Raw genomic sequence first — 22,525 nt, 5'->3', positions numbered from 1 at the left:
GCCCGACGTTGGGCTAAATATTAGAAAGCTGGCTGGATATTAGCGATGCGCGAACGCGATCTGAAAGCTCTCGAATTCGACAAGGTGATTCACCTCGTCATGGAGCGTTGCGCCTCCGAGCCGGGACGCGCGGCCACCGCCGAGTTGCGCCCGTCGCTCGACACCGCCGAAGTGCAACGCCGCCTTACCACGACCGCCGAGATGGTCGAGCTGCGCTCGCACGCCGGCTCGATCCCGATAAACGAGTTCACCGACCAGCGCCCGTACCTGCTCGCCGCCGCGCGCGCCGGTGCGATCCTCGGTGGCGAAGCGCTGGTGAAGGTGCGCGACTTTATCGTCGGCTCGCGCCACGTCAGCGGATTTCTGCGCTCGCGCGTCGAACGCTTCCCCCATGTCGCGGCGTTCGTGCGGAACCTGCTCGCGCCGAAGGAACTCGCCGACGCGATGCTCGGTGCGCTGGCCGACGACAGCACACTCCTCGACGACGCGAGCCCCGAGCTGAAGCGCTTTCGCAGCCGGCTGCGCGACGAGCGCGCCGATCTCGAGGCGCGCCTGCTCCGCTCGCTCAACGCGCCGGGCATGGAGTCGTTCGTCTCCGATTTCATCGTGACGATTCGCAATCGCCGCTTCGTGCTGCCGATGAAGCTGAACTACTCTGAACGCTTCGAGGGCATCGTGCAGGACCGCAGCGTTTCGGGCGAGACGCTGTTCGTCGAACCGATGTGGGCGGTCGAGCTGAACAATCGGCTGATGATGCTCGAGCGCGAAGCCGAGGCCGAAGAAACGCGAATCCTCGCGCGGCTGACAGCGATGGTCGGCGGATACGCGCCCGAGTTGCAGCTCACCTTCGACGCGATGGTAGCGCTCGACGCGCTAAACGCGCGCGCGCTTTTCGCCGAGCGCTTTCGATGCGTCGAGCCGCAGCTCGTCGACGAGGGAATCGATTTTATTGGCGCGCGGCATCCGCTGCTCATGACCAGCGGCCGCGACGTGATTCCGATCGACGTGAAGATCGGCGCCGGCCAGCGCGGCATCGTGATCTCGGGTCCGAACACCGGCGGCAAAACCGTCGCGCTCAAAACCGTGGGGCTGCTGTCGCTGATGGCGCAGGCGGGGATGCTGATTCCCGCGCTCGCCGGCAGCAAGGCGACGGTGTTTCGCAGCGTGTTCGCCGACATTGGCGACGAACAATCGATCGAATCCAACCTGTCGAGTTTCTCGGGGCACATCGCCAACCTGTCCGACATAATCCGCTCCCTGGTCGAGCCTGCGCTCGTGATTCTCGACGAGCCCGGCGCCGGCACCGACCCCGCCGAGGGCGCGGCGCTCGCGATCGGCCTGATGAATCATCTTGGGATGCGGCGCTGCATGCTCGCGATCGCGACGCATTCGACCGCCGTGAAGCTGCACGCATACTCGCAGGCTGGGTTCGAGGCCGCCGCGGTGGATTTCGACGCCGAGCACCTCGCGCCGCTATATCGGCTGAAGCCGCACACGATCGGGCAGAGTTACGGACTTGCGGTCGCGCGCCGGCTCGGGCTGCCCGAGGAAATTATTCGTGCGGCCGAACAGTCGATGGGCACCGGTACTATCGAGCTGACCGACTCGCTGAAAAGACTCGACTCCGAGCGCGCCAAACTGAATGTGCAGCTCGAAAAATTGCGCGAGCGCGAACTCAACCTGGCTCAGATCGAGCAAGACGTCCTTCAACGCGCTGAAAAAGCTCACGCGCGTGCCGAGGCGGATCGCAAGCGGCTGCGCGCAGAAGTCGCCGAGCTGATCGAAGAGCTAAGACGCGACGGCGCCGCGCTCATGGACGAGTTGAAGACCCGCACGAAATCGCGCACCGACCTGAAGGGCTTCATCACCAAAGCTGCGGCAAAACTCGAAAGCCTCGCGCCGGCCCCCGACGTTGCATCGGAGTCCGAAGCGCCGCTCAAGGTCGGCGACACCGTCCAGGTCGGCGACATCCACGGCGAACTGATCGTGCTCGAGGCGGGACGCGCCGTGATCAGCCGCGGCGGCCTGAGGATCGAGGTCGCGCCCGAGCGCCTGCGCAGATCGTCGGCAAGTGTCGCCGAAAACCGCCCCGTGCCGAAATCGGCGACCGTCACTTTCAGCGTTGAGAGCGGCGAGGGCAACGAGTTGAACCTGATCGGAATGCGCACGACGGACGCGCTGCGCAAGCTCGAAGAATTTCTCGATACCGCGTTCCTGACCAATCGCGCCGAGGTGCGAATCGTCCACGGCATAGGCTCCGGTGCGCTGCGCAAAGCCGTGGCCGAATACCTCGGCACCTCTCCATACTGCGCATCGTTCCGCGCTGCCGAACCCCATCACGGCGGCGCCGGCGCCACCATCGTGCAGATGAATTTGTAGCGGACGGTCTAAGGCGCGCCATCCTGCCCGACACATCACACCTCACATTCAAGGTGAATGTCCTCAGGTTCAAGCTCGAGCAGCTCCAGGTCAGGCTCTTCCGCAATCGCACAACCTAACCGCAGGTAGAAGTTAATAGTGTTCTCGGAAGGCGTTGCCGATATGTACAGCCTCGTGGCTCGCCTCGCGCGCGCGGTGGTCTTGGCTAGTTCAAATAGCTGCGTGCCCAATCCTCTGTTTCGGTACGCGATGCTCACGTGAAGGAACTTGAGCTGGAGTCGATCGTTGTGCTTGCCGATACACTTGTTTTCCAGGACGACTACTCCAATGAGTGCGGCGTGATCGAATGCACCATGGAACCATCCGCCCCGGTCGAAGCAGTCCAGCAGGATCGGCGTGTATTTCTCTGCTTCTCCCGGTGGCCAGCCGGGCACCTCGAAGTATTGTGGCCTGAGCACCAGGGTTCCGCTCTCAAGATGATAGACGTTGTCTATCACCTCACTCCGGTCGATATTCCAGACTTGCTCGATTTCTTCCCGGAGCAGTTTCCTGCCGGTTATCACAGATGACCTCTCCGCGGCCCGACGCGCCGTCGCGGTAGATCGCGCTAAAATAACTTCTTCAACTGATCCAGCGGATTCGGTGGAGGATTGGAGTTCCCGCCTCCGTTGGTGCTGCCCGATCCGCCGCCGCCAGAGCCGGCGCCGCCGCCCGAGTCGCCGCCGAGAAACTTGCTCAATCCTCCCGGCAATCCCTTCTTGCCGAAAACTTTGCCGAGGTATTTCTGTCCCTGCGCTTGCACCGCGTGATTCGCCGCGCGCTGCGCAAGCTCGGTCACGTTGGGCAGCACCTGCGGCTTGGGCAATTGCCCGACGACTTGCAGCGGGATGTCGATCTGTCCGTCCTTGTTCGCGATGTACGCGACTTCCTTCTTCTGCTCGATCAGTTCCTTGCTGAATTGCGGCGACAGCACGATTCGCGCCGCCAGGTCGATATTCTTGTCCATGTCGAACCATCCGTCGCCCAGCAGATCGTAGTCCACCGTCTGCGCCGTGATGTCGTGCGACGTGATTCGCGGACCTTCGAGCACGAAGTTCAGGCTCGCGAGCTGGATGTCCGTGTCGGGGTTGGCGAACAGCTCGGGATGGTTCTTGACGACCGCATCCGGCACCAGGTTTCCGATCGCCGGCAGGTTCTGCACCTTCCTAAGCGCCTGCCCGCCGACGTTCACGCCCACCAGCTTGCCGTTGACCAGAGTCAGCTTGCCGTTGCCCCGCAGCGTCGGCTTCATCTCGTCGAAGCTGCCGGTCGTCCCGCTGACGTTGATATTCCCGCCGAGCGAACCGCGCACCGTCCCCGCGGCCTTGGACTTTTGCGACTCGAGCGCCTGCTGCACATCGAGATTGGTGAAACTGATCGACGCCTGCATCGGCGCCGACGCCTCCAGCCGCGTGCTTCCCGTCGCCACGATGTCCCCCGAAAACGCCTTCAGCTTGAGCACGGTCACTCGCGCGCCTTTGCCCGCAAGAGACAGCGACAGGTTCAGGTTTTGGTATGGCACGTTGGCCAGGTTGCCCGACGGCGACGTCAGATCGGTCTCGATATCCAGGTCCTGCCCGGGCGCACCCGAGACTGCGCCCTTGGCGAAGAGCTGGTTGATCACTTCGTCGGGCGGCCGCGAGGGCACCAGGTCCGCAAGGCGCACCGAGGCCTCGTTCAGTTCGTAGCTCATGACCAGCGGCTGAAACTGATCGACGTGCGACTTCAATGTCGCCTGCTGCGGCCCCAGGTTGAAGGTCAACGGTCCGATATCGGCGCTGGTGCCCGCGAGCTTGATGTCACCGCTGATATTGCTCAGCGGCGGCGCCTTCTGCTCGGGCATCGACAATCCGACCCCCGCCAGCGCGACCGTGCCGTCGGCCGACACCTTGCCGCGCTCGAGCGTCGCGTCCGTATGAATCTCGGTCTTGCCCGCGAGGTTGTACTTGCCGAGCGCGGGGATCATCCTGGCGAGCGCGGCGAGATCGAAGCTGTTGGTATCGATATGCGCGGCGGTCGTGCCGCCGCCTAGCTTGATATTCGCCGCCTTCGCTTCGAGGTCGCCGAGCGTGACGCTGGCGACCGTCACTCCGACGGTTGAGCCGGTCCTCGTCCCCTCGGCCGATATCTTCAGCGGATCGCCGGCGGGCTTGTTGAAGGTGTCGTCAAAGGCGATCGCGGGCGCGCTCAAATCACTGGTGAAGCTGAATTTAATCGATTGCACGGTGCCGTCGGCGGTGGCGTCGAAGCCGAACGGGCCGGAAATCGAAAGTTTCGGCGGGATCGATTTCGCGATCATCGGGATCGTCGCGAGCTGCGACAGTTGAATCGGGCCGACCTTGGCCGTGCCTGTGAGCGGGATCGCGTCGATATCGATAACCCCGTTGTTGATCAGCGGGCCAATCGTCGCCGAAAAATCGAAGTTCCGCTGGTCGCTGAGCGCGGCGAAGGTGACTGCGACCGTGAACGGCGCGTTGAAAACGAAATCGCGCAGCTTGAGGTTGATGGCGTTGACCGTGGCGCCCTGCGCTGCGCCCTCCGTCTCGTAGGTCAGAGTGCCGTCGTTGATCGAGAAATTCTGCACGAGCAGCGAGCCCAGCGTCGCCGGCGCTTTGCCCGCTTCCGCCATCGGCGATTCTTCGTTCGCGCCCCCACCGCCCTCACCTTCGCCTTGTTGCGATTCCACTTCGGTGTGGACTTTTTTCCGGCCGAGGGTCGAGACGTTGAAGGTACCGTCGCGAGTCTGAATGATTCTGATCACCGGCTTGTCGAGCACGACTTCGGTCACTTCGATCCGGCGCGCCAGCAGCGGCATCAGTTGCAGCCGCGTATAAACGTTGCTCGCCTCGATGAACGGCTTCTTCGAGATGTCGGGGTCGTCCGCCACCTGCACGCCCGTCACGTCGGCCAAAATTCCCCAGCCCAGGCTCACCTTGATGTCGTCGGCGTGAACCTGGCGGCCAAGCGCGGTGCTGACCTTGTCGAGGATGGTCTGGCGGCGCTCGGCGATGATCGAGTTCAAGTTGGTCGCGGCATAGAAGAGGATCGCGCCCGCGAAAATCACGACGGCTCCGACAATTGCGGCGGCGATTACGATGACACGACGCATATGGAGACCCTCACATCAGCAACTCTCGAACTAGTTCGCGACACGTGGCAAGTGTAGTCGATGCGCGCGAGATGCGCACCATTTTCGCCCGCGATTTTATCTTCCGCTCTCTTGCGGACCGCCGCGCGGTTTGAACCGCGCTGGGTCCTCGGCGTAGTCTGTCTCACCGCGCACTGATCCGGAACCGCGAGCCCTTTCCGATGGCAAAAAAGCGAAAGCATGGCCGCCTCGACGAAAAGGACTGCGAACGAAAAGCCCCGCCCGCGCCCGAGCGGGTCTTCGCGTCGCCATTCAAGGATCTGAGGAAGATGCTCGCCGAGCGCGAGCGCGTAGTTCCGAAGTCGCTACCGCCGGGCAAGCCGAAGGTCGCGGCGCCGGTCGTGCAAAAGTCCGCGCCCCCGCCGCCCGTTGCGGAACTGCTCGACGATGAGTCCTTTCTGCGACACGCACTCGAGGGCGTGCGCCCGATCCATCGCAACGGTATCGCGCGCGCGCGCATCCCACTCGACCCACCAGTGACGCACACGATTGTCGACGAGGACGCCGAGGTAATCGCGCAACTCTCGGACCTCGTATCGGGACAGGCGCCATTCGACATCACCGAGTCCGACGAATATGTCGAGGGCTACCGCGTCGGGCTGGACCCGCGCCTGGTCTTGCAGCTTCGCCGCGGCGAGTTCGCGGTGCAGGCGCATTTCGATATGCACGGCATGATCCAGGGCGCCGCCAAGGAAGCGCTCAAGGAGTTTATCATCGCGTCGGTGCGCAAAGGCCTGCGCACGGTGCTGGTCGTGCACGGGCGCGGCCTGCGGAGTCCCGGCGGGCATTCGGTGCTCAAGCACGCGTCGGCGGGATGGCTCTCGCATGGAGCGATCGGCGGCCACGTGCTGGCCTTCGCGACTGCGCGCGCCGCCGACGGCGGGGCAGGCGCAACCTACGTACTGTTGAAGCGCGAAAAAAGCCGCGCCCCCTTCGACATCCTCCAAGGCGCCAAGCACCGAATGTCTTAACACTGGTGCAGGGGTCACCCCTGCCGAAGGAAGCGTGAAACCCCGCGGGTTTCACATAACTTGAGCCTCCTACTGTAGTTGAAGATTCTGAACGAATGGTGGCAGCCGGCTCTTTGCGCGACTCTCCGAGGCGGGCCATAATCGCTGCTTCGCCATGAACTACGACGTCATCATCGTCGGCGCCGGCCACGCCGGGATCGAAGCCGCACTCGCCGCGGGGCGGATGGGCGCGAGCGCGCTGATGCTCACGCTCAACCTCGACCATATCGGCCAGATGTCGTGCAACCCGGCGATCGGCGGGATCGGCAAGGGCCACCTGGTCCGCGAGATCGACGCGCTCGGCGGCGAGATGGGCTTGGTGGCCGACGAGACTGGAATCCAGTTTCGATTTCTGAACACGCGCAAGGGCCCGGCGGTGCGCGCACGCCGCGCGCAGTCCGATAAGGCCGCGTACCGCGCGCGCAGCAAGCGCGTGCTCGAGCGAACGGCGAACTTGCAAGTACGGCAGGCGAGCGTCGAGCGGCTGATCGTCGAGGACGGCGCCGTGCGCGGCGTCGAGTCGCAGATCGGCGAGGTCTTCGAGGCGCCGACGGTTATCCTCACGACCGGCACGTTCCTGAAGGGCCTCGTCCATATCGGTCTGCAGAATTATTCCGCGGGACGCGCCGGCGATTTCGCCGCGATGGGCCTCAGCGAGCATCTCGCGCAGCTGGGTTTTCGAATCGGCCGGCTGAAGACCGGCACCTGCCCGCGACTCGACGGGCGCACGATCGACTACTCCGCGTTGGAGATCCAGCCGGGTGACGAGCCGCCGCCGCCGTTCTCGTTCCGCACCGCGCGGATCGCGCAAGCGCAGATTCCCTGCCACCTGACGTTCACCAACGCGCGCACGCACGAGATAATCCGCGGCGGGATCGACCGCTCGCCGATGTACTCCGGCGTGATCCGGAGCAAGGGCCCCCGCTATTGCCCGTCGGTCGAGGACAAGGTGATGCGCTTCGGCGACAAGGAGCGCCATCAGGTTTTCCTCGAGCCCGAGGGCCGCGACACCGTCGAGATCTATCCCAACGGCCTGTCCACCAGCTTGCCGCTCGACGTGCAGCTCGCGATGGTGCGTTCGATCGCCGGGCTCGAGCGGGCCGAGATAATGCGCCCCGGCTACGCGATCGAGTACGATTTTTCAGACCCCACGCAACTGACGCCGTCGCTGGAGACGAAACTGATCACCGGGCTCTTCTTCGCCGGACAGATCAACGGGACGACTGGCTATGAGGAGGCGGGCGCGCAGGGTTTGATCGCGGGAATCAACGCGGCGCTCAAGGTCCGCGGCGAGCCGGCGCTGATCCTGCGGCGCGACCAGGCGTATATCGGCGTGATGATCGACGACCTGGTGACGCGCGGGATTGGCGGCGAGCCGTACCGGATGTTCACCTCGCGCGCCGAGTACCGACTGCTGCTGCGCGAGGATAATGCGGACCGGCGGCTGTCGCCGATTGGCGAGCGGCTGGGATTGCTCGACGAGTCGGCGGGCGCGCGCGTCCGCGCCAAGACCGAAGCGGTGCGCGCCGAGATCGAACGCCTCAAGTCGGCGCTGATACCGGCGTCCGACGAGGTTAATGCGGCGATCGAGGCGCATGGCTCGACGCCAATCGCGCAGCCGGTGCGCGCGATCGAGCTGCTGAAGCGACCCGAAATCGGCTACGACGCTTTGATCAAGATGAGCGGGATGGCGTCGGCGCTGAACCTCGACGAAGCCGCGGAGCTCGAGACCGAGATAAAGTACGAGGGCTACGTTCGGCGGCAGGCGGAAGCGGTCGAGCGGTTCGCGCGGCTGGAGGACACGACGATTCCGGACTGGGTGGACTTCAAGGGCGTGATGGGGCTTTCGACCGAGGTTTCGGAGCGGTTGACCGCGGTGCGGCCCCGATCGTTGGGGCAGGCGGCGCGGATGCCGGGTATCACTCCGGCGGCAATCTCGATCCTCGCGGTGCATATAAAGAGTCGCCGGGACCGCAACGCCCGCGCAATTTGAGCAGGGTTGGACCCCCTGCAACCTGTAAATCGGAATGAGCTGTTCAGGAACGTTTCACGTGAAACGTTTTTGTATGATTATTCAATAAAATCAGATACTTAACATTTTGCGGTGGACGTTTCACGTGAAACATAAGACAAAGGTTAAGGCACCGAAGCGAGCATCGAAGGTATCGCCCAAGAAGAAGATTCTGACGCCGGAGCAGATTGCCGCCAAGGTGCGGGCGCAGCTCGCGCCGGCGATCGCGCCGCTTGGGGTGGTCGCCAACACCCATGAGTTCCTTGGGCGGATCGAACGGATGGCGGCGACGCTCGCCGTGTGGGGGCCGAAGATTAATCTCACAGCGCATCCGCGGAACCCAGACGAGATCGTCTTTCACGTCTTCGACAGTATTATCCCCGTTTCGATCGCATCGCGGTCAAAGATCCTTCGCCTCGACCGCACACATCGCATCCTGGATATTGGCAGCGGCGCCGGCTTTCCCGGGCTGGTGATTGCGGCGGCGATCAGCGCGCAGGTGACTCTGGTCGAGGCGCGGCGCAAGCGCGCGACGTATCTGAGCGAGGCGGTGATCGAGATGGGCCTTAAGAACGTTCGCATTGAATGCATGCGGTCGGAGTCGCTCGAATTGCGTGATCAGTTCGACCTGATCACGTCGCGGGCGGTCGGAGATCTGCCCGCGCTATTCGAGATCGCGGGCCGCGGGTTGCATCGCGAAGGCGTGCTAATGCTCTACGTCAGCGCCGAGCAGAAGTTCGACGATGCAGCTAAAGCCAAAGCGGCTGCGGCGGGGCTCTTCGACGGGGTCATCTCGGGATATGATTTGCGCCACGGCAAGCAGCTGATGCGCCGCGCAATCGCGACCTGGACCCGCCGCTAAAACGTTTCACGTGAAAGCAGGGGTGATCCCTGCACCCAGTGAACGGGAAAGAGCTCTCCTCCGCGTTTGAGGAATGTTTCACGTGAAACGTTCGATCGCGAAAATTCAATAAATTCAAGCACTTGTACGAATCTGATCGCGCGATTTGATCTTTTGCGATCGCGGGGATTTAATGATTTGGGGGCGGGAATGTTTCACGTGAAACGTCCGCAGCGCTCGGTTGAGGTGGCTGGTCGTGGGGCGGGTAATCGCAATAGCCAATCAGAAAGGCGGCGTCGGCAAGACTACGACGGCGATCAATCTCGCGGTAGCGTTGGCCGATACGGGTCGGCGCGTCCTGCTCGTTGACCTCGACCCGCAGGGCAACGCCACTTCCGGTATCAGCACGCCAGAGGACGTCGGCGCCGCTCGTCGCGAGGGTAAAACTATCTACCAGGCGCTGGTCGGGGGACTTGCGATTGCGGAGATCCTGAGGCAGGTGCGGCCGACATTGTCGCTGGCGCCGGCGGGCGATGACCTGGTTGGCGCCGAGATCGAGCTGGTGACGATGGAGGGTCGCGAGCGACGCTTGCGAGCGCTCCTGGAGCCGATCCGAACGGAATATAACTATGTTCTAATCGATACGCCGCCGTCGCTAGGGATTCTTACATTGAATGCGCTCGTGGCGGCGGATTCCGTGCTGGTGCCGATGCAGTGCGAGTACTATGCGCTCGAGGGTCTGAGCGCTCTGCTCGGCACGATCAGCAAGGTCAAGGCGGCGCTGAGGCCGGCACTCGAGCTCGAAGGAATGGTGCTGACGATGTTCGACTCGCGCAATCGGCTCAGCCACGAAATCTCCGACGAAGTCAGAAGGCATTTTCCTGAAAAGGTTTTTCGCAGCGTGATTCCACGCAGCGTGCGGATGTCCGAAAGCCCGAGTCATGGACTGTCCGTGATCGAATACGGCCCGAAGTCAGCCGGCGCCGAAGGCTATCGCGCACTCGCCACGGAGGTTATCGCGCGCGGGGAGGGGAGTGGAACTTAGGAACTTAATCGTAGTGGAACCCGCGGTGGGTTCCACGCCTCCTTGGGCAGGGGTGACCCCTGCACCCGGTGATAAGCGCGAAATGTTGAGGACAACCCTTCGCTCTCAATCGGGAGGATCGGAGATGTGGGGCGGAGTTTACGCCTGAGCTCTTTCCGCGACCGGTTCCGCTTCCCGCGCGGGAAGGGGTTAGGGGTTAAGTTCCCCGTTTCAAGCGCAATGCTGAATGAGTGGCGATCACGATCAAAATCACACGAAGGACTACCATCATGATACGGAAACCATTGGGACGCGGGCTCGATGCGCTGATCGGCAACGCGGCGGCGGGAATTGAAACTGGCGTCGAAGATAGTAGCGAGGCGCAATTCAGGATGGCGCCGGTCGGGAGTATCACGGCGGGTGAGTTTCAGCCGCGGATAAATTTCGACAAGGAGCGGCTGGCCGAACTTACGCGCGCGATCCAGAGCCAGGGGATTATCGAGCCGCTGATCGTGCGGCGAATCGACGCGCCCGACGCCGACGGGCCGCGCTACGAGCTGATTGCGGGCGAGCGGCGGCTGCGGGCGGCGCGCGCGGCGGGTCTCGAAGCGGTCCCGGTCGTGGTGCGCGAGCTCGACGATCGCGCGGCGCTGGAGATGTCGCTGGTCGAGAATATCGTGCGCGAGGATCTGAACGCGGTGGAAGAAGGGCTCGCGTTTTTCCGGCTGGTCGATCATTTCGAACTGACCCAGGACGAAATCGCGGCGCGCGTCGGCAAGAGCCGTCCCTACGTCAGCAACTCGATTCGATTGCTCGAACTGCCGCAACCGATATTGAATATGATCGCGAAGGGAGAGCTCAACGCAGGACAAGCGCGGCCGCTGCTGGGTCTTAAACCCGAGGCGCAACTATCGGCGGCGCGAAGAATCGCGGCGGTCGGAATCTCGGCGCGCGGCGCCGAAGAAATGGCGACGGCGAATCGCCCGCGCACAAAAACCGCCGCCGCCCGCTCCGCCGCCGACGCTAATCTGAACGCACTGGCCGAGGGCCTGCAACGCGCGCTCAAGCGCAAGGTCAGAATTTTCAAGCGCCGCGGCCGCAGCCCCGGAAGAATCGAAATCGACTACTACGACGATAACGATCTGACGGCGGTCGCGGAGATGCTGCTGGGCAACTCGCGCGCGTCGATGCGCGCGTGAGCGGGGAAGGGTAGATCACTTCATTTAAAGTGAAACCCCTCCTGGGTTTCACACTTCCCTGGGCAGGGGTGACCTCTGCACCCAGTGTTAAGAAGAGAAAGGATGCGGGACTGCGTCCCTGTTAGAATTGGTTTAGGGAAGACGTGTCCGGTCGTCCGCTCGTCCGCTCGTTTCGTAGTTCTTCTGTGTCGTCCCTTTTTTGTGTCATCCCGAGCGAAGCCGAGGGACCCCGGATCTTTTTCGACGCTGAGACACTTTTTATGACACCAGCGGTAAATCGCGAGCGGTTCGGAATTTGATCGAGGGGTGGGGAATATGATCGTTCATATCGTCAAGCGGGGTGAGTGGGAGCTTGCAGTTGCGCGGGGGAGTTATGCGCCGGCTAGTTTGTGCACGGACGGGTTTGTTCATTGCTCTACGCTAGCGCAGATGATCGACACGGCTAACAGGTTTTATCGCGGGCAGGACGATCTCGTTGTTTTGTGTATCGATGGGTCGCGGTTGAAAGCCATGTTGAAGTTTGAGGAGCCGACGGGCGAGCACGGTGAGGTGGCGGGCGAGTTGTTTCCTCATCTGTATGGCGAGTTGGATGTCGATGCGGTGGTGCGGGTGGTCGAGTTGCCGTGCGAGGCAGATGGATCGTTTCGGCGGGGGTGACCTCCTTCGGCTTCGCTCAGGACAGTCACGCCAGTAGGTTGCCGGTCTGAAGTGTTACCCATGTTGCTGGTCGCTCATCAGGCAATGACGGCGTCGGTGCGCAGGCGCTTCAGATCATCCGCCGTGTAGCCGTGCGCTGCGAGTACTGCGTCGGTGTGCTCGCCTACCAGCGGTGGGCGCGTGATCTTTCCGGGCGTCGATTCCAGCTTGGCGGCCAATCCCGTTGTCAGGTACTCGCCGAGTTCCGGATGCGGCAGCTTCAGGAGCATCTCGCGGGCGGCGGTTTGCGGGTGCTTGAACATTTCTTCGATAGTGAGAATGGGGCCCGACGGGATGCCTTCGCGGTTCAGCACTTCAATCCAATGCTCGGCTGGATGCGGGGCTAGTGCGCGATTTATTTCTTCGGTGAGGGCGGCGCGATTTTTTATGCGGCGGCCGCTGCTTTTGAATCGTTCGTCGTCGGCCAGTTCGGGGCGGCCGAGCACGCGGACGAACTTTTGCCACATCGCCTCGTTGCCGCATGCGATGTTGAACGGGCGGTCGGACGCCTTGAAGACGCCGTGCGGCGACGACAGCGGATGATTGTTGCCGGCGGGCGCGGGCGTCACGCCGGTTTCGAAATAGATTCCCGCCGACCAGGTCAGGATGCTGACGATGGACTCGAGCAGCGAGGTCTCGACGCGCTGGCCGCGACCGTCGCGATGGCGCGCTTCGAGCGCGAGCAGGATTCCCTGCGCGGAGAAAATTCCGCCGAGCAGATCGCAGATTGCGATGCCGACGCGGGTCGGCCCGCTCTCGACGGTGCCCGTCACGCTCATCAGACCCGACATCCCCTGCGCGATTTGATCGAAGCCGGGGAAATCGCGCAGGGGGCCGCTCGAGCCGAAGCCGGAGATGGAGCAGGTGATGATGCGCGGATTGCGCCCCGCGAGCGTTGCGTAATCGAGCCCGAGCGCTTGCATGACGCCGGGGCGAAAGTTGTCGACGACGACGTCGGCGGCGTCGAGCAGGCGCATCAGGATTTCGCGGCCCTCGGGTTTTTTGATCGCGAGGCGGATACTTTTTTTGGAGCGGTTGGTGGAGAGGAAGAAGTAGGTATCGGGACCTTTGCCGTCGCCGAGTTCGCCGCGGGGATTTTCGACCGGTTCGATTTTGAGGATTTCGGCGCCGTAGTCGCCAAGGATTTGCGTGCAGAAGGGACCGGCGAGGTAGCGGGTGAGATCGACGACTTTGATTCCGGCCAGTGGCGGGGGTTGTGATTGGGGCATGAGGGTCACGTTAGTCTGGTCGTGGGATTTTGCTCAAGTCGGCGAAGTTGCGATGCGGCAGGAGTCGTTGCCGCGTCGCAGGAACCTACTCCTTTCCGCGAATGACATCGGTCTCCCGCCCGCAATTGTCCGCTCCATTCAATTCCGCTTCATTGACGACATACAAGGATGACAAATGAGTGCAGCGACCGGAAACCGGAACCGGCGGCGCGCGGTCGGAACGGAGGCAGAATCTTGAATCGCGCGGGGGCTGTAATCCCCCTCACCCGCGCCGTTGGCGCGGCCTCGCAACTAAGCGGGCGAGGCGGGTAAGCAGTGGCGCGGAACGCTACATCCTAGGTTGACGGAATGAATTCCGTCCTACCTCTGTCGCTTACCGGGAGAGGGGACAGAAAGAAGGCGCGGCGGTTTGTGCAAAGGTTTTTTCGGGGCGAAACCTCGGGGGCGGGGGTACGTCTATGAGGCAGAGTCTATGGAAACCTGGCAATGACGGGACGATAATTGGGCACCGGCTATGAGGTTTTCGAAGAAGAGCGCGTGGATGCTTGCGATTGTCCTGGTCGCAATCGTTGGCGGCTGGTATTTCTTTGCGCCCAGCTCATCCGGGACAAGAATCGTGAGCGCCAAGGTCACCGAAGGGCCGATCGTGCGCTCGGTTACGGCGACCGGGACGGTGAATCCTGTCATCACGGTGCAACTCGGGACTTACGTGTCGGGACCGATTATCGCCATCTATAAGGACTACAACGCGCCGGTGACGAAGGGCCAGCTGATCGCGAAAATCGACCCGAGCACCTACCAAGTGACGGTCGATATCGCGCGGGCGACGCTGGCGAACTCGCAGGCGCAACTGGGCAAGGACGAGGCCGACCTCGCCTACAAGAAAGTCACCTACGAGCGCAACCTGGCGCTGTACAAGGCCGACGCGGTTTCGAAGGACACGGTGGATTCGGCTTACAGCGCGTGGCAGATGGACGTCGCTCAGGTCAAGCTCGACCGGGCGAATATCCAGCAGCAGACGGCCAACGTCAAAGCGGCCGAGGTCAACCTGAACTACACCAATATCGTGTCGCCGGTTGACGGCACCGTGGTTTCGCGCAACGTCGACGTGGGACAGACGGTGGCGGCGAGCTTCCAGACGCCGACGTTGTTTCTGATCGCCAAGGACCTGACCAAGATGCAGGTGGATTCGAACGTCAGCGAGTCCGACATCGGCTACGTGAAGGAAGGGCAGAAGGCGACGTTCCGGGTGGATGCGTTTCCCGACCGTGATTTCGAGGGCGTGGTTGCGCAGGTCCGGCAGGCGCCGATCACGGTGCAGAACGTCGTGACTTACGACGTGGTGGTGAGCGTGGAAAATCCCGAGCTGCTGCTGAAACCGGGCATGACGGCGAATGTCAACGTGGTGACTGCGTCGAAGCCCAACGTGGTGCGCGTGCCGATCGACGCGCTGCGCTTTGCGCCGCCGGGGCAGCCGCCGGCAGATTCCGCGGCGATTGATGGAGCGCCGGGGCGCCAGACCCGGGTCTGGGTCCTCGACGGCCGCAACGTGACGCCGGTCACTATTACTACTGGGCTCAGCGACGGAAGCTGGGTCGAAGTCGCCGAGGGCGACCTGCACGCGGGCGATCGCGTGGTGACGGATGAAGTTCGCAGCGCGGCGGCGCATGGCTCGGGGTCGCGCACCAGCGGCGCCGGCGGCAGCCCGATGACCGGGACGATGCACCTGCCGCATTAGGAGAGCTCTGCAGAACCTTGGCGGACCGTCAGAGCAGAGGCAGAATGTTGAATCGCGCGCGAAAAATGCGCGCTGTATAAGGACCCTCACCTTCGATCCTCTCCCTAGCAGGGAGAGGGCAAGAACTCCATGAATATCGTTATTCAACTGGTCGATATGACCAAGACCTACGTGCTTGGCGACATCGAGGTTCATGCGCTGCGCGGCGTGAACCTGACGATCGAGCGCGGCGAGTTCGTCGCGGTGATGGGGGCGTCGGGGTCGGGCAAATCGACGCTGATGAATATGCTGGGATGCCTCGATCGGCCAACCGGCGGACGGTACATCCTGGAGGGCGAGGATGTCGCGCAACTGAACGAGTCGGAGTTGGCGACGATCCGCAGCCGTCGAATCGGGTTCGTTTTTCAAAACTTCAATCTGCTCTCCCGGACCTCGACGCTGGAGAACGTCGAGCTGCCGCTGTTCTACTCGGCGTGGACGGCAGACGGAGAGAGTCGTGCCGCCGACCTGGTGAAACTGGTCGGGCTGGCGGGCCGCGAGCAGAGCCATCCGAATCAGCTCTCGGGCGGGCAGCAGCAGCGGGTGGCGATAGCGCGCGCGCTGGTGAATCGCCCCTCGATACTGCTGGCCGACGAGCCGACCGGAAATCTCGACTCGACCAACTCGGCCGAGATAATGGACGTGCTCACCAAGCTCAATCGCCAGCAGGGAATCACGGTGATTGTGGTGACGCACGATCCGGACGTCGCGGCGTACGCGGACCGGATCGTCACGTTTCGCGACGGCGTGATTATCTCGGACACGCGCAAAGAGGGCGCCGCCGAGCGCGAAGCAGCCGCGGTCAAAGCGGCTGATACAGCGGCGGCATCGACAGTCGCACCGAAGCAGCAGGCACCGTCGATCGTCGACGAAGCGTGGACCTTCGCGAGCATGGCGGTGGTCGCGGCGGGCCGCGCAATCAGGCGCAACAAGCTGCGCGCGGCGCTCACGATGCTAGGTATTTTCATCGGCGTCGCGGCAGTGATCACGATGGTCGCGGTCGGCGACGGGGCGAAGTCGTCGGTGGAGGCGCAGATAAATAGCCTCGGCACCAACCTGCTGGTGGTGCTGCCGGGCGCGACGACGGCGAACGGCGTGCGCGCGGGGCTGGGTACCAATTCGACGCTGACGGTCGGCGACGCAATGGCGATTGCGCATGGTGGCGGGCCGGTCGCGCTGGTGACGTACATGGATCGGCAGGTGGCGCAGGTGGTCGCGGGAAATCGCAACTGGAGCACCAACATCCAGGGCACGACGTCGAATTATTTTGCGATTCGCGACTGGCCGCCGTCGATCGGGCGCATCTTCACCGACTCCGAGGAAAAGGCGGGCGCGGCGGTATGCCTGCTCGGACAGACGGTTGTGAATAACCTGTTCGGCGAGGGACAGAATCCGGTCGGCGCGACGATCCGCGTGAAGAACTTCCCGATGAAAGTGATCGGCGTGCTCGCGGTCAAGGGACAGTCGAGTTACGGGCAGGACCAGGACGACGTGGTGATCGTGCCGTTCAACACGGCCGAGCGCAAAGTGCTGGGCGTGTCGGCGCCGGTGGCGCAATCGTCGCCCGCGGCGGTAGCGACTGCGAGCGCCACCAATCCTTACGCGTCGGTGCCGACGACCAATTCGGTATACAGCTCAAGCACTGAGGCGACCAGCGCATACGGGGGTGCGCCTAAAATCACTGGTGTCGTGAATACGATGTACATCAAGGCAAGCAGCTCCGACCAGGTTGACAACGCGGTCGCACAAATCACGCGCGAGCTGCACGAGCGTCACCACATCCAGGCGAAACAGGATGACGACTTCACGGTGCGCAATCTCAGCGAGCTAGCTGCGGCGTCCGAGAGCGCCACACAGGTGATGACGATGCTGCTGCTGGCGGTGGCGTCGATTTCGCTGCTGGTCGGCGGCATCGGCATCATGAACATCATGCTGGTGTCGGTGACGGAGCGGACGCGCGAGATTGGAATCCGCATGGCGATCGGCGCGCGACGGATCCACATCATGCTGCAGTTCCTGGTCGAGGCGATGCTGCTATCGGTGATGGGCGGGTTCGCGGGGATAGTGCTGGGAATACTCGTGTCGAAGCTGATTTCGGCGCTGGCGGAATGGCCGACGCTGGTTTCACCGGTTGCAGTGGTGGGCGGTTTTATCTTTTCGGCAGCGGTGGGAGTGTTCTTCGGCTACTATCCCGCGCGCAAGGCGAGTCTGCTGCATCCGATCGACGCTCTACGCTACGAATAGTTCAGTCCTGCTCCTTTCACCCCTCGAAGTCGTACTTTTCTGGCGGAAAATCAAACACTTAGCTCATTAACGACATTGGTTCTTTGCATTAATTTGTTTAATGTTCACTGATTACGCGTGAAGTAAAAGTAATATTTGGCCCTTGTCTGCCCGGAACTTATGTGATGCGCTGATAGTTACAATTCTGTAGGCCTGCCTTTCCGCAGTCGCCAGGAGGTTGCCCGAGTATGTTTTCCCGTAGTACCCGCATGGTTTGGAAAGTCGCGGGTGTCGGCGCGCTCGTCATGAGCATCGGTTTGTTCGCCGCCACCGCCCGGGCTGGAGTTAAGCCCGGAGATGTCATCACCCCGCAGAACGCGGCGCAGGTCAAAGACCTTGTGTCGCCGGGCGTTTACTACATGGTGACGCACGGAATGCAGATGGATATCGTGCCCGCCGAGCGCATCGATTGGCCGCCGCCGTACAAGGACGCGACCGAGAAGTATTCATCGCAAGTGCGCCTGACTGACGACCATCGCTCGCTGGTCGGCTACGTCGCAGGCCAGCCCTTCCCGCTGATCGATACCAATGACCCGCAAGTCGCGACCAAGATCATGTGGAACAACGTGTTCCGCCCGATCAGCACCGACGACTACGATCTGCGCTTTTTCGATTGCCAGATTGAGTACGTCAATCCGGGTCACGAGCAGAAAGTCATCAACGACATCCAGGTAGGCCATTACGCCGGCTACGACCTGGTGGGGCGCACGGAAGTAGAGCCGCTGCCGGTCGATCCCGACTTCAAGAAGACGGGGCGCCTGTGGCTGTTCGGCCTGTACCCGCTGCTGGCGCCGCAGGAAGCGCGGGGCCAGGGCCTGATTCGTTATCGCTACGCGTCGCCCAAGCAGGGTGACGACACCTGGTCGTGGACTCCGGGCAGCCGTCGCGTGCGGCGCCTGAACGAGACGCTAAACAGCAGCGCGACCGGAGCGCAGAGCTTCGACCCCGATCACTATTCGGGATTCAATCCGAAGACTGAAGAATACAACTACAAGTTCCTGGGCGAGAAAGAGATGCTCGCCGTGGTTCACGCGAGGCATTCACCCGAGGTGACCTGCCCGACTGACGGCGGCGCGTCAGCGTGCCCCGAGGATTGGGAGATGCGGCACATGTACGTGGTCGAGGCGACGCCCGATCGCACGCTTAGCCAGGCGGGCAACGTGCTGGACAAGGACACCGTCGTGTACATGGACTCGGAAGTTTGGTTCGAGCCGTACGTGGATGGATACGACCAGAAGGGCGCGCTGTGGCGCACCAATATCTTCTGGGCAGCGTACCGCGACCGCCCGGTACCCGACGCGAAGGTGGCGATCTATCCCTTCAAGCGCGAGTTCATCGTGGGCTCTGCCCGCTATGACGTGCAGTCGGGTTTCGCGACAATGTGTTACTTGCCGGGGCAGGCGACGCCAGAGCGCGAATGCTGGTACATCAACATGGGCGCGGTGGACAAGGATTTCTTCACCACCCAGTCGATGGTGAAGGCGGCTCCGTAGGCGAGTTAGCCAGATAAATCAGGGACTTAAGTCCCCCAATAGCTCGGCGGGGCGATGCGGCGTAATGGCCGCGCCGCCCCGCGCTTTTTTTGCGCCGAGACCGTCAATATGTAGAATTAAGGAACAATTTGATGATATAACGGCGTAGATACTTGACTCCGAAAAATTTAGCGACCCAGAATTGGAGTCGCTAATGACGAAAGGAGGTCCGCCTAATGGTCAAGCATGCTTTGGGGAACAGAATGCTGAGCGTGGGGACGCTGGCGATTGCGTTATGTCTTATCGCGGCTTCAGCTAGTGCGACGGTGAAGCCTGGCGACGTCATAGCTCCTTCAAACGCGGCGCAGATCAAAGACCTGGTTTCGCCCGGGATCTACTATGCGGCTACTCATGGAATGCGGATGGATATCGTCCCGACGGAACGGGTCGACTGGCCGCCGCCATACAGGGACGCAACGGAAAAGTATGCGCAGCAGGTCCGGCTCACCAACGATCATCGCAGCATGGTCGGCTACGTTGCCGGGCAGCCGTTTCCGTTGATCGACCCGAACGATCCCTACGTGGGGACGAAAATAATCTGGAACAATGTGTTCCGGCCAATCTCGAGCGATGACTACGATCTGCGCTTTTACGATTGCCAGAGCGAGTACGTTCGTCCGGGCCAGGACCAGCGCGTGGTCGATGACATCGAGGTCGGTCATTACGCCGGATACAACCTCGTCGGACGAACCGAGGTCGAGCCGCTGCCGGTGGATACGGACTTCAAGGAGTCGGGGCGCCTGTGGCTGTTCGCCTTGTACCCGGTGCTTGCGCCGCAGGAGGCGCGAGGAACCGGACTGATCCGCTATCGCTACGCGGATCCGAACCGCGGCGACGACAGTTGGGATTGGACTCCCGGCACGCGTCGTGTCCGTCGCCTGAGCGAGTCGATTCTCTCCAGCGCCACCGGTGCGCAGAGCTACGATCCCGATCACTATTCGGGTTTCAACCCCAAGACCGAGCAGTACAACTACAGATTCCTCGGCGACAAGCTGATGCTCGCGACGGTGCACGCAGAGCATTCGCCCGAAGAGACCTGTCCCTACGACGGCGGTGCGACCGCGTGCCCGGAGGCTTGGGAACTGCGCCACATGTACATCGTCGAGGCGACACCGCGCCGCGAAAACAACGGCGGTGCGCTCGACAAGCTGACCGACATCTACCTGGACGCCGAAGTATGGTTCGAGCCGTACGTCGACACCTACGACCAGAAGGGTCGTTTGTGGCGCACGCATATCTACTGGCTGGCCTATCGTGATCGCCCGGTGCCGGATGCGCGGGTTGCGATCTATCCGTTCAAGCGGGAGTTCGTGGTGGGTGCGGCGTCGATCGACACGCAGGGGAACTTCTCGACGATGTGTTACCTGCCCGGTCAGCACACGCCCGAGCGCGAATGTTGGTACATCAACATGGGCGCAATCGACAAGGACTTCTGCACGGTGAAGTCGATGGTGGCTGCGGCTCCTTAAGCGCCTGCTTTACCAGCCTGATTGATTTGTGAAACAGGCGCGGAGCATAGCGGCGGATGGCCGCGGGCTCCGCGCTTGCGTTTTCTCGACTATCCACAGGTCCATACCGGGGGTCGTTTACATGGGACACGCCGCGGCATATATTCTGTCGCGTATCGCGTGATTGGTTCTTGGATACCACGCGCGAGCGTCTAAATAAGGTCCCGTGTCCGAAGCCGGCGCGGATGCGCCTCGCAGGTCCAACGAGTCGTTTCTGCGCCGGCAACTTTTTCCGGCCTCACAGAAGCAGCTCGCATCTCGCACGATCTTCCCGAACCTGAGAGCGAAAGCGCGTCCGCGCGGTTTCGCGATTTTCCTAACACGGGGTGCAGGAGTCAGCCCTGCCGCCCGCCGCGCAGGCGTCTGCGTCGCTCGCGTTGACACCGCTCGCCGTCCTCCACCACAATCGGCGCAATTCGAGCAATGGCACTGGCAGGATTCAAAATCATTGACGCGGACGGTCACGTCACCGAACCGGCATCGCTCTACTCGACGCACATCGATCCAGAATTCCGCGCCGCCGCGGACGCTCTGCTGTCGCGGCTCGGCGCCGGCAACCTGGGAATCGTTCCCGCGCTATATCCGAAGTGGCGCTCGGCGGAACGCCCGCTCGGCGAGGCGAGCGAAGTTCCCGGCCTCGGCAAGCTGCCTTCCGGCCGCAACCATCCACTGGCTTCGCCCGCGGGCGGCTACGATCCGGCCGAGCGCATCCGCGATATGGACAAGGAGGGGATCGACGTTGCGGTCTGCTTTGCGACCGTCGCGACTTCGGTGTGCGCCGCGAGCGATCCCGCGATGGAGGCCGCACTCGCGCGCGCTTACAACCGATGGGTCGGCGAGTATTGCGGCGCGTTTCCGGCGCGGATCAAAGCGGTCGGGATAGTTCCGCAGCGCGAGATGGAGCGATGCGTTGCGGAGGTCGCGTATCTTGCGCGCGAACCGTGGGCGGTCGGCATCATGACCTTCGGCAATCTCGACGGCATGCTCCCCGACCATCCGTACTTCGATCCGCTGTACCGAGCTGCGCAGGAAGCGGACCTGCCGATTTGCTTTCACGGCGGCACCGACCGTCCGCCGTTCGCGCCCGGGCGTGAGGACGTCGGCAACAACATGTTCATGATGCATCTGACCGGGCACGTCTGGCATCAGATGCGCGTGATGGCGGCGGCGGTCGGCGGCGGACTGTTCGAACGCTATCCGACGCTCAGGCTCGGATTTTTCGAAGGCGGAATCTCGTGGGTGCCGTGGTGGGCCGAGCGGATGGACGGACATTACAAGCACTTCGCGCGGCACACGCCGCATCTGACGCGCAAGCCGTCCGAGCACATGCGCGGAGAGCGATGCTTTTTCACGTTCGACCCCGACGAGACGATGCTGCCCGAGGCGACGCGTCTCATCGGAGTGCCGCGCCTGATGTGGGCGTCTGACTATCCGCATTTCGACGCCGAGTTTCCTGACGCCGCAGAAATCGTGGTGAACAATCCGCGCTTGTCCGGCGACGAGAAGCGCGCGATCCTCGCCGACAACGCACTGCGCTTTTTCCGGCGCATCGAGGCGTAGCCGAATCACACCTTGAAGCGGATGTGAATCATGTCGCCGTCGCGCATCACGTAGTCGCGGCCCTCGAGCCGGAGCTTGCCGGCCTCTTTGACCTTCGCGTCGGACTTGTGGATGGCAAAATCCTCGTAGCTGACAACTTCGGCGCGGATGAATCCGCGCGCGATATCGGTGTGGATCACGGCGGCGGCGGCGAGCGCCGATTCGCCGCGGCGCAGCGGCCATGCATGCGCCTCGGGCTCGCCGGCGGTGTAGAAAGTGATAAGCCCGAGATGACTGTAGAGCGCGCCGA

16 protein-coding genes are annotated in these 22,525 nt (G+C 62.5%); 12 read left to right on the top strand and 4 right to left on the bottom strand.

From position 1 onward, the window contains the following. Window positions 1–45 precede the first annotated feature (45 nt). Window positions 46–2,379, top strand: coding sequence for an endonuclease MutS2 (locus tag VJX68_RS18975; RefSeq protein WP_324097304.1), 2,334 nt, complete (start codon window positions 46–48; stop codon window positions 2,377–2,379). Window positions 2,380–2,414: 35 nt separating this feature from the next. Here the strand turns inward: VJX68_RS18975 and VJX68_RS18970 are convergent, their stop codons facing one another. Both VJX68_RS18970 and VJX68_RS18965 read right to left on the bottom strand, forming a co-directional pair. Beyond that, window positions 2,415–2,939, bottom strand: a complete 525-nt coding sequence (locus tag VJX68_RS18970) for a GNAT family N-acetyltransferase (RefSeq protein WP_349255940.1) — start codon at window positions 2,937–2,939, stop codon at window positions 2,415–2,417. Window positions 2,940–2,986: 47 nt separating this feature from the next. Then, window positions 2,987–5,527, bottom strand: a complete 2,541-nt coding sequence (locus tag VJX68_RS18965) for an AsmA family protein (RefSeq protein WP_324097302.1) — start codon at window positions 5,525–5,527, stop codon at window positions 2,987–2,989. A 200-nt stretch (window positions 5,528–5,727) separates the two neighbouring features. Between VJX68_RS18965 and VJX68_RS18960 the strand changes: the two genes are divergently transcribed. From VJX68_RS18960 to VJX68_RS18935, 6 genes are all read left to right on the top strand, one after another. Then, a complete protein-coding gene (locus tag VJX68_RS18960; protein WP_324097301.1) occupies window positions 5,728–6,537 on the top strand; it encodes a Smr/MutS family protein in 810 nt (269 codons plus the stop codon). Between the two features lie 154 nt (window positions 6,538–6,691). Further along, window positions 6,692–8,569 (top strand): tRNA uridine-5-carboxymethylaminomethyl(34) synthesis enzyme MnmG, encoded by a 1,878-nt coding sequence (gene mnmG, locus VJX68_RS18955; protein WP_324097300.1) that lies wholly within the window; start codon window positions 6,692–6,694, stop codon window positions 8,567–8,569. Between the two features lie 124 nt (window positions 8,570–8,693). Continuing rightward, a complete protein-coding gene (rsmG, locus tag VJX68_RS18950) occupies window positions 8,694–9,449 on the top strand; it encodes a 16S rRNA (guanine(527)-N(7))-methyltransferase RsmG (protein ID WP_324097299.1) in 756 nt (251 codons plus the stop codon). Window positions 9,450–9,684: 235 nt separating this feature from the next. Next, complete coding sequence (locus VJX68_RS18945; protein WP_324097298.1) at window positions 9,685–10,473, top strand: ParA family protein; 789 nt, start codon at window positions 9,685–9,687, stop codon at window positions 10,471–10,473. Window positions 10,474–10,742: 269 nt separating this feature from the next. Further along, window positions 10,743–11,651, top strand: coding sequence for a ParB/RepB/Spo0J family partition protein (locus VJX68_RS18940; protein ID WP_324097297.1), 909 nt, complete (start codon window positions 10,743–10,745; stop codon window positions 11,649–11,651). Between the two features lie 315 nt (window positions 11,652–11,966). Further along, entirely contained in the window at window positions 11,967–12,308 is a 342-nt protein-coding gene (locus VJX68_RS18935; protein ID WP_324097296.1) for a DUF952 domain-containing protein, read from the top strand. 77 nt (window positions 12,309–12,385) lie between these two features. Here the strand turns inward: VJX68_RS18935 and VJX68_RS18930 are convergent, their stop codons facing one another. Further along, a complete protein-coding gene (locus tag VJX68_RS18930; protein ID WP_324097295.1) occupies window positions 12,386–13,576 on the bottom strand; it encodes a CaiB/BaiF CoA transferase family protein in 1,191 nt (396 codons plus the stop codon). 514 nt (window positions 13,577–14,090) lie between these two features. On the opposite strand from VJX68_RS18930, the gene VJX68_RS18925 reads away from it, so the two are divergent. The 5 genes from VJX68_RS18925 to VJX68_RS18905 all read left to right on the top strand — a co-directional run bounded on the left by VJX68_RS18925 (window position 14,091) and on the right by VJX68_RS18905 (window position 22,236). Then, window positions 14,091–15,314: an efflux RND transporter periplasmic adaptor subunit gene (locus tag VJX68_RS18925; RefSeq protein ID WP_324097294.1), complete on the top strand. Its 1,224-nt coding sequence runs from the start codon at window positions 14,091–14,093 to the stop codon at window positions 15,312–15,314. Window positions 15,315–15,443: 129 nt separating this feature from the next. Then, window positions 15,444–17,597 carry an ABC transporter permease gene (locus tag VJX68_RS18920; RefSeq protein ID WP_324097293.1) on the top strand — a complete coding sequence of 718 codons (2,154 nt, stop codon included), beginning with the start codon at window positions 15,444–15,446 and terminating at the stop codon, window positions 17,595–17,597. A 227-nt stretch (window positions 17,598–17,824) separates the two neighbouring features. Continuing rightward, window positions 17,825–19,129, top strand: coding sequence for a DUF1329 domain-containing protein (locus VJX68_RS18915; RefSeq protein WP_324097292.1), 1,305 nt, complete (start codon window positions 17,825–17,827; stop codon window positions 19,127–19,129). A gap of 215 nt (window positions 19,130–19,344) precedes the next feature. Further along, the gene (locus VJX68_RS18910; RefSeq protein WP_324097291.1) at window positions 19,345–20,637 is read left to right on the top strand and encodes a DUF1329 domain-containing protein; all 1,293 of its coding nucleotides are present in this window, start codon (window positions 19,345–19,347) and stop codon (window positions 20,635–20,637) included. A 462-nt stretch (window positions 20,638–21,099) separates the two neighbouring features. After that, a complete protein-coding gene (locus VJX68_RS18905) occupies window positions 21,100–22,236 on the top strand; it encodes an amidohydrolase family protein (RefSeq protein WP_324097290.1) in 1,137 nt (378 codons plus the stop codon). A gap of 5 nt (window positions 22,237–22,241) precedes the next feature. On the opposite strand, the gene VJX68_RS18900 is transcribed toward VJX68_RS18905, so the two are convergent. Next, on the bottom strand, window positions 22,242–22,525 hold a 284-nt coding region (locus VJX68_RS18900; RefSeq protein ID WP_324097289.1), incomplete at its 5' end, for a DUF933 domain-containing protein.

The sequence above is a fragment of the Binatus sp. (SeqCode) genome, assembly GCF_035272065.1.
Lineage (GTDB): Bacteria > Desulfobacterota > Binatia > Binatales > Binataceae > Binatus.
This window is presented reverse-complemented; position numbering and strand designations above follow the sequence as displayed.

Excerpts from the sequence above, each read along its gene's own strand:
- VJX68_RS18975 (WP_324097304.1), top strand. The coding sequence starts at position 46 with ATGCGCGAACGCGATCTGAAAGCTCTCGAATTCGACAAGGTGATTCAC.
- VJX68_RS18965 (WP_324097302.1), bottom strand. The coding sequence starts at position 5,527 with ATGCGTCGTGTCATCGTAATCGCCGCCGCAATTGTCGGAGCCGTCGTG.
- VJX68_RS18960 (WP_324097301.1), top strand. The coding sequence starts at position 5,728 with ATGGCAAAAAAGCGAAAGCATGGCCGCCTCGACGAAAAGGACTGCGAA.
- mnmG (WP_324097300.1), top strand. The coding sequence starts at position 6,692 with ATGAACTACGACGTCATCATCGTCGGCGCCGGCCACGCCGGGATCGAA.
- VJX68_RS18940 (WP_324097297.1), top strand. The coding sequence starts at position 10,743 with ATGATACGGAAACCATTGGGACGCGGGCTCGATGCGCTGATCGGCAAC.
- VJX68_RS18935 (WP_324097296.1), top strand. The coding sequence starts at position 11,967 with ATGATCGTTCATATCGTCAAGCGGGGTGAGTGGGAGCTTGCAGTTGCG.
- VJX68_RS18930 (WP_324097295.1), bottom strand. The coding sequence starts at position 13,576 with ATGCCCCAATCACAACCCCCGCCACTGGCCGGAATCAAAGTCGTCGAT.
- VJX68_RS18925 (WP_324097294.1), top strand. The coding sequence starts at position 14,091 with ATGAGGTTTTCGAAGAAGAGCGCGTGGATGCTTGCGATTGTCCTGGTC.
- VJX68_RS18920 (WP_324097293.1), top strand. The coding sequence starts at position 15,444 with ATGAATATCGTTATTCAACTGGTCGATATGACCAAGACCTACGTGCTT.
- VJX68_RS18915 (WP_324097292.1), top strand. The coding sequence starts at position 17,825 with ATGTTTTCCCGTAGTACCCGCATGGTTTGGAAAGTCGCGGGTGTCGGC.
- VJX68_RS18910 (WP_324097291.1), top strand. The coding sequence starts at position 19,345 with ATGGTCAAGCATGCTTTGGGGAACAGAATGCTGAGCGTGGGGACGCTG.
- VJX68_RS18905 (WP_324097290.1), top strand. The coding sequence starts at position 21,100 with ATGGCACTGGCAGGATTCAAAATCATTGACGCGGACGGTCACGTCACC.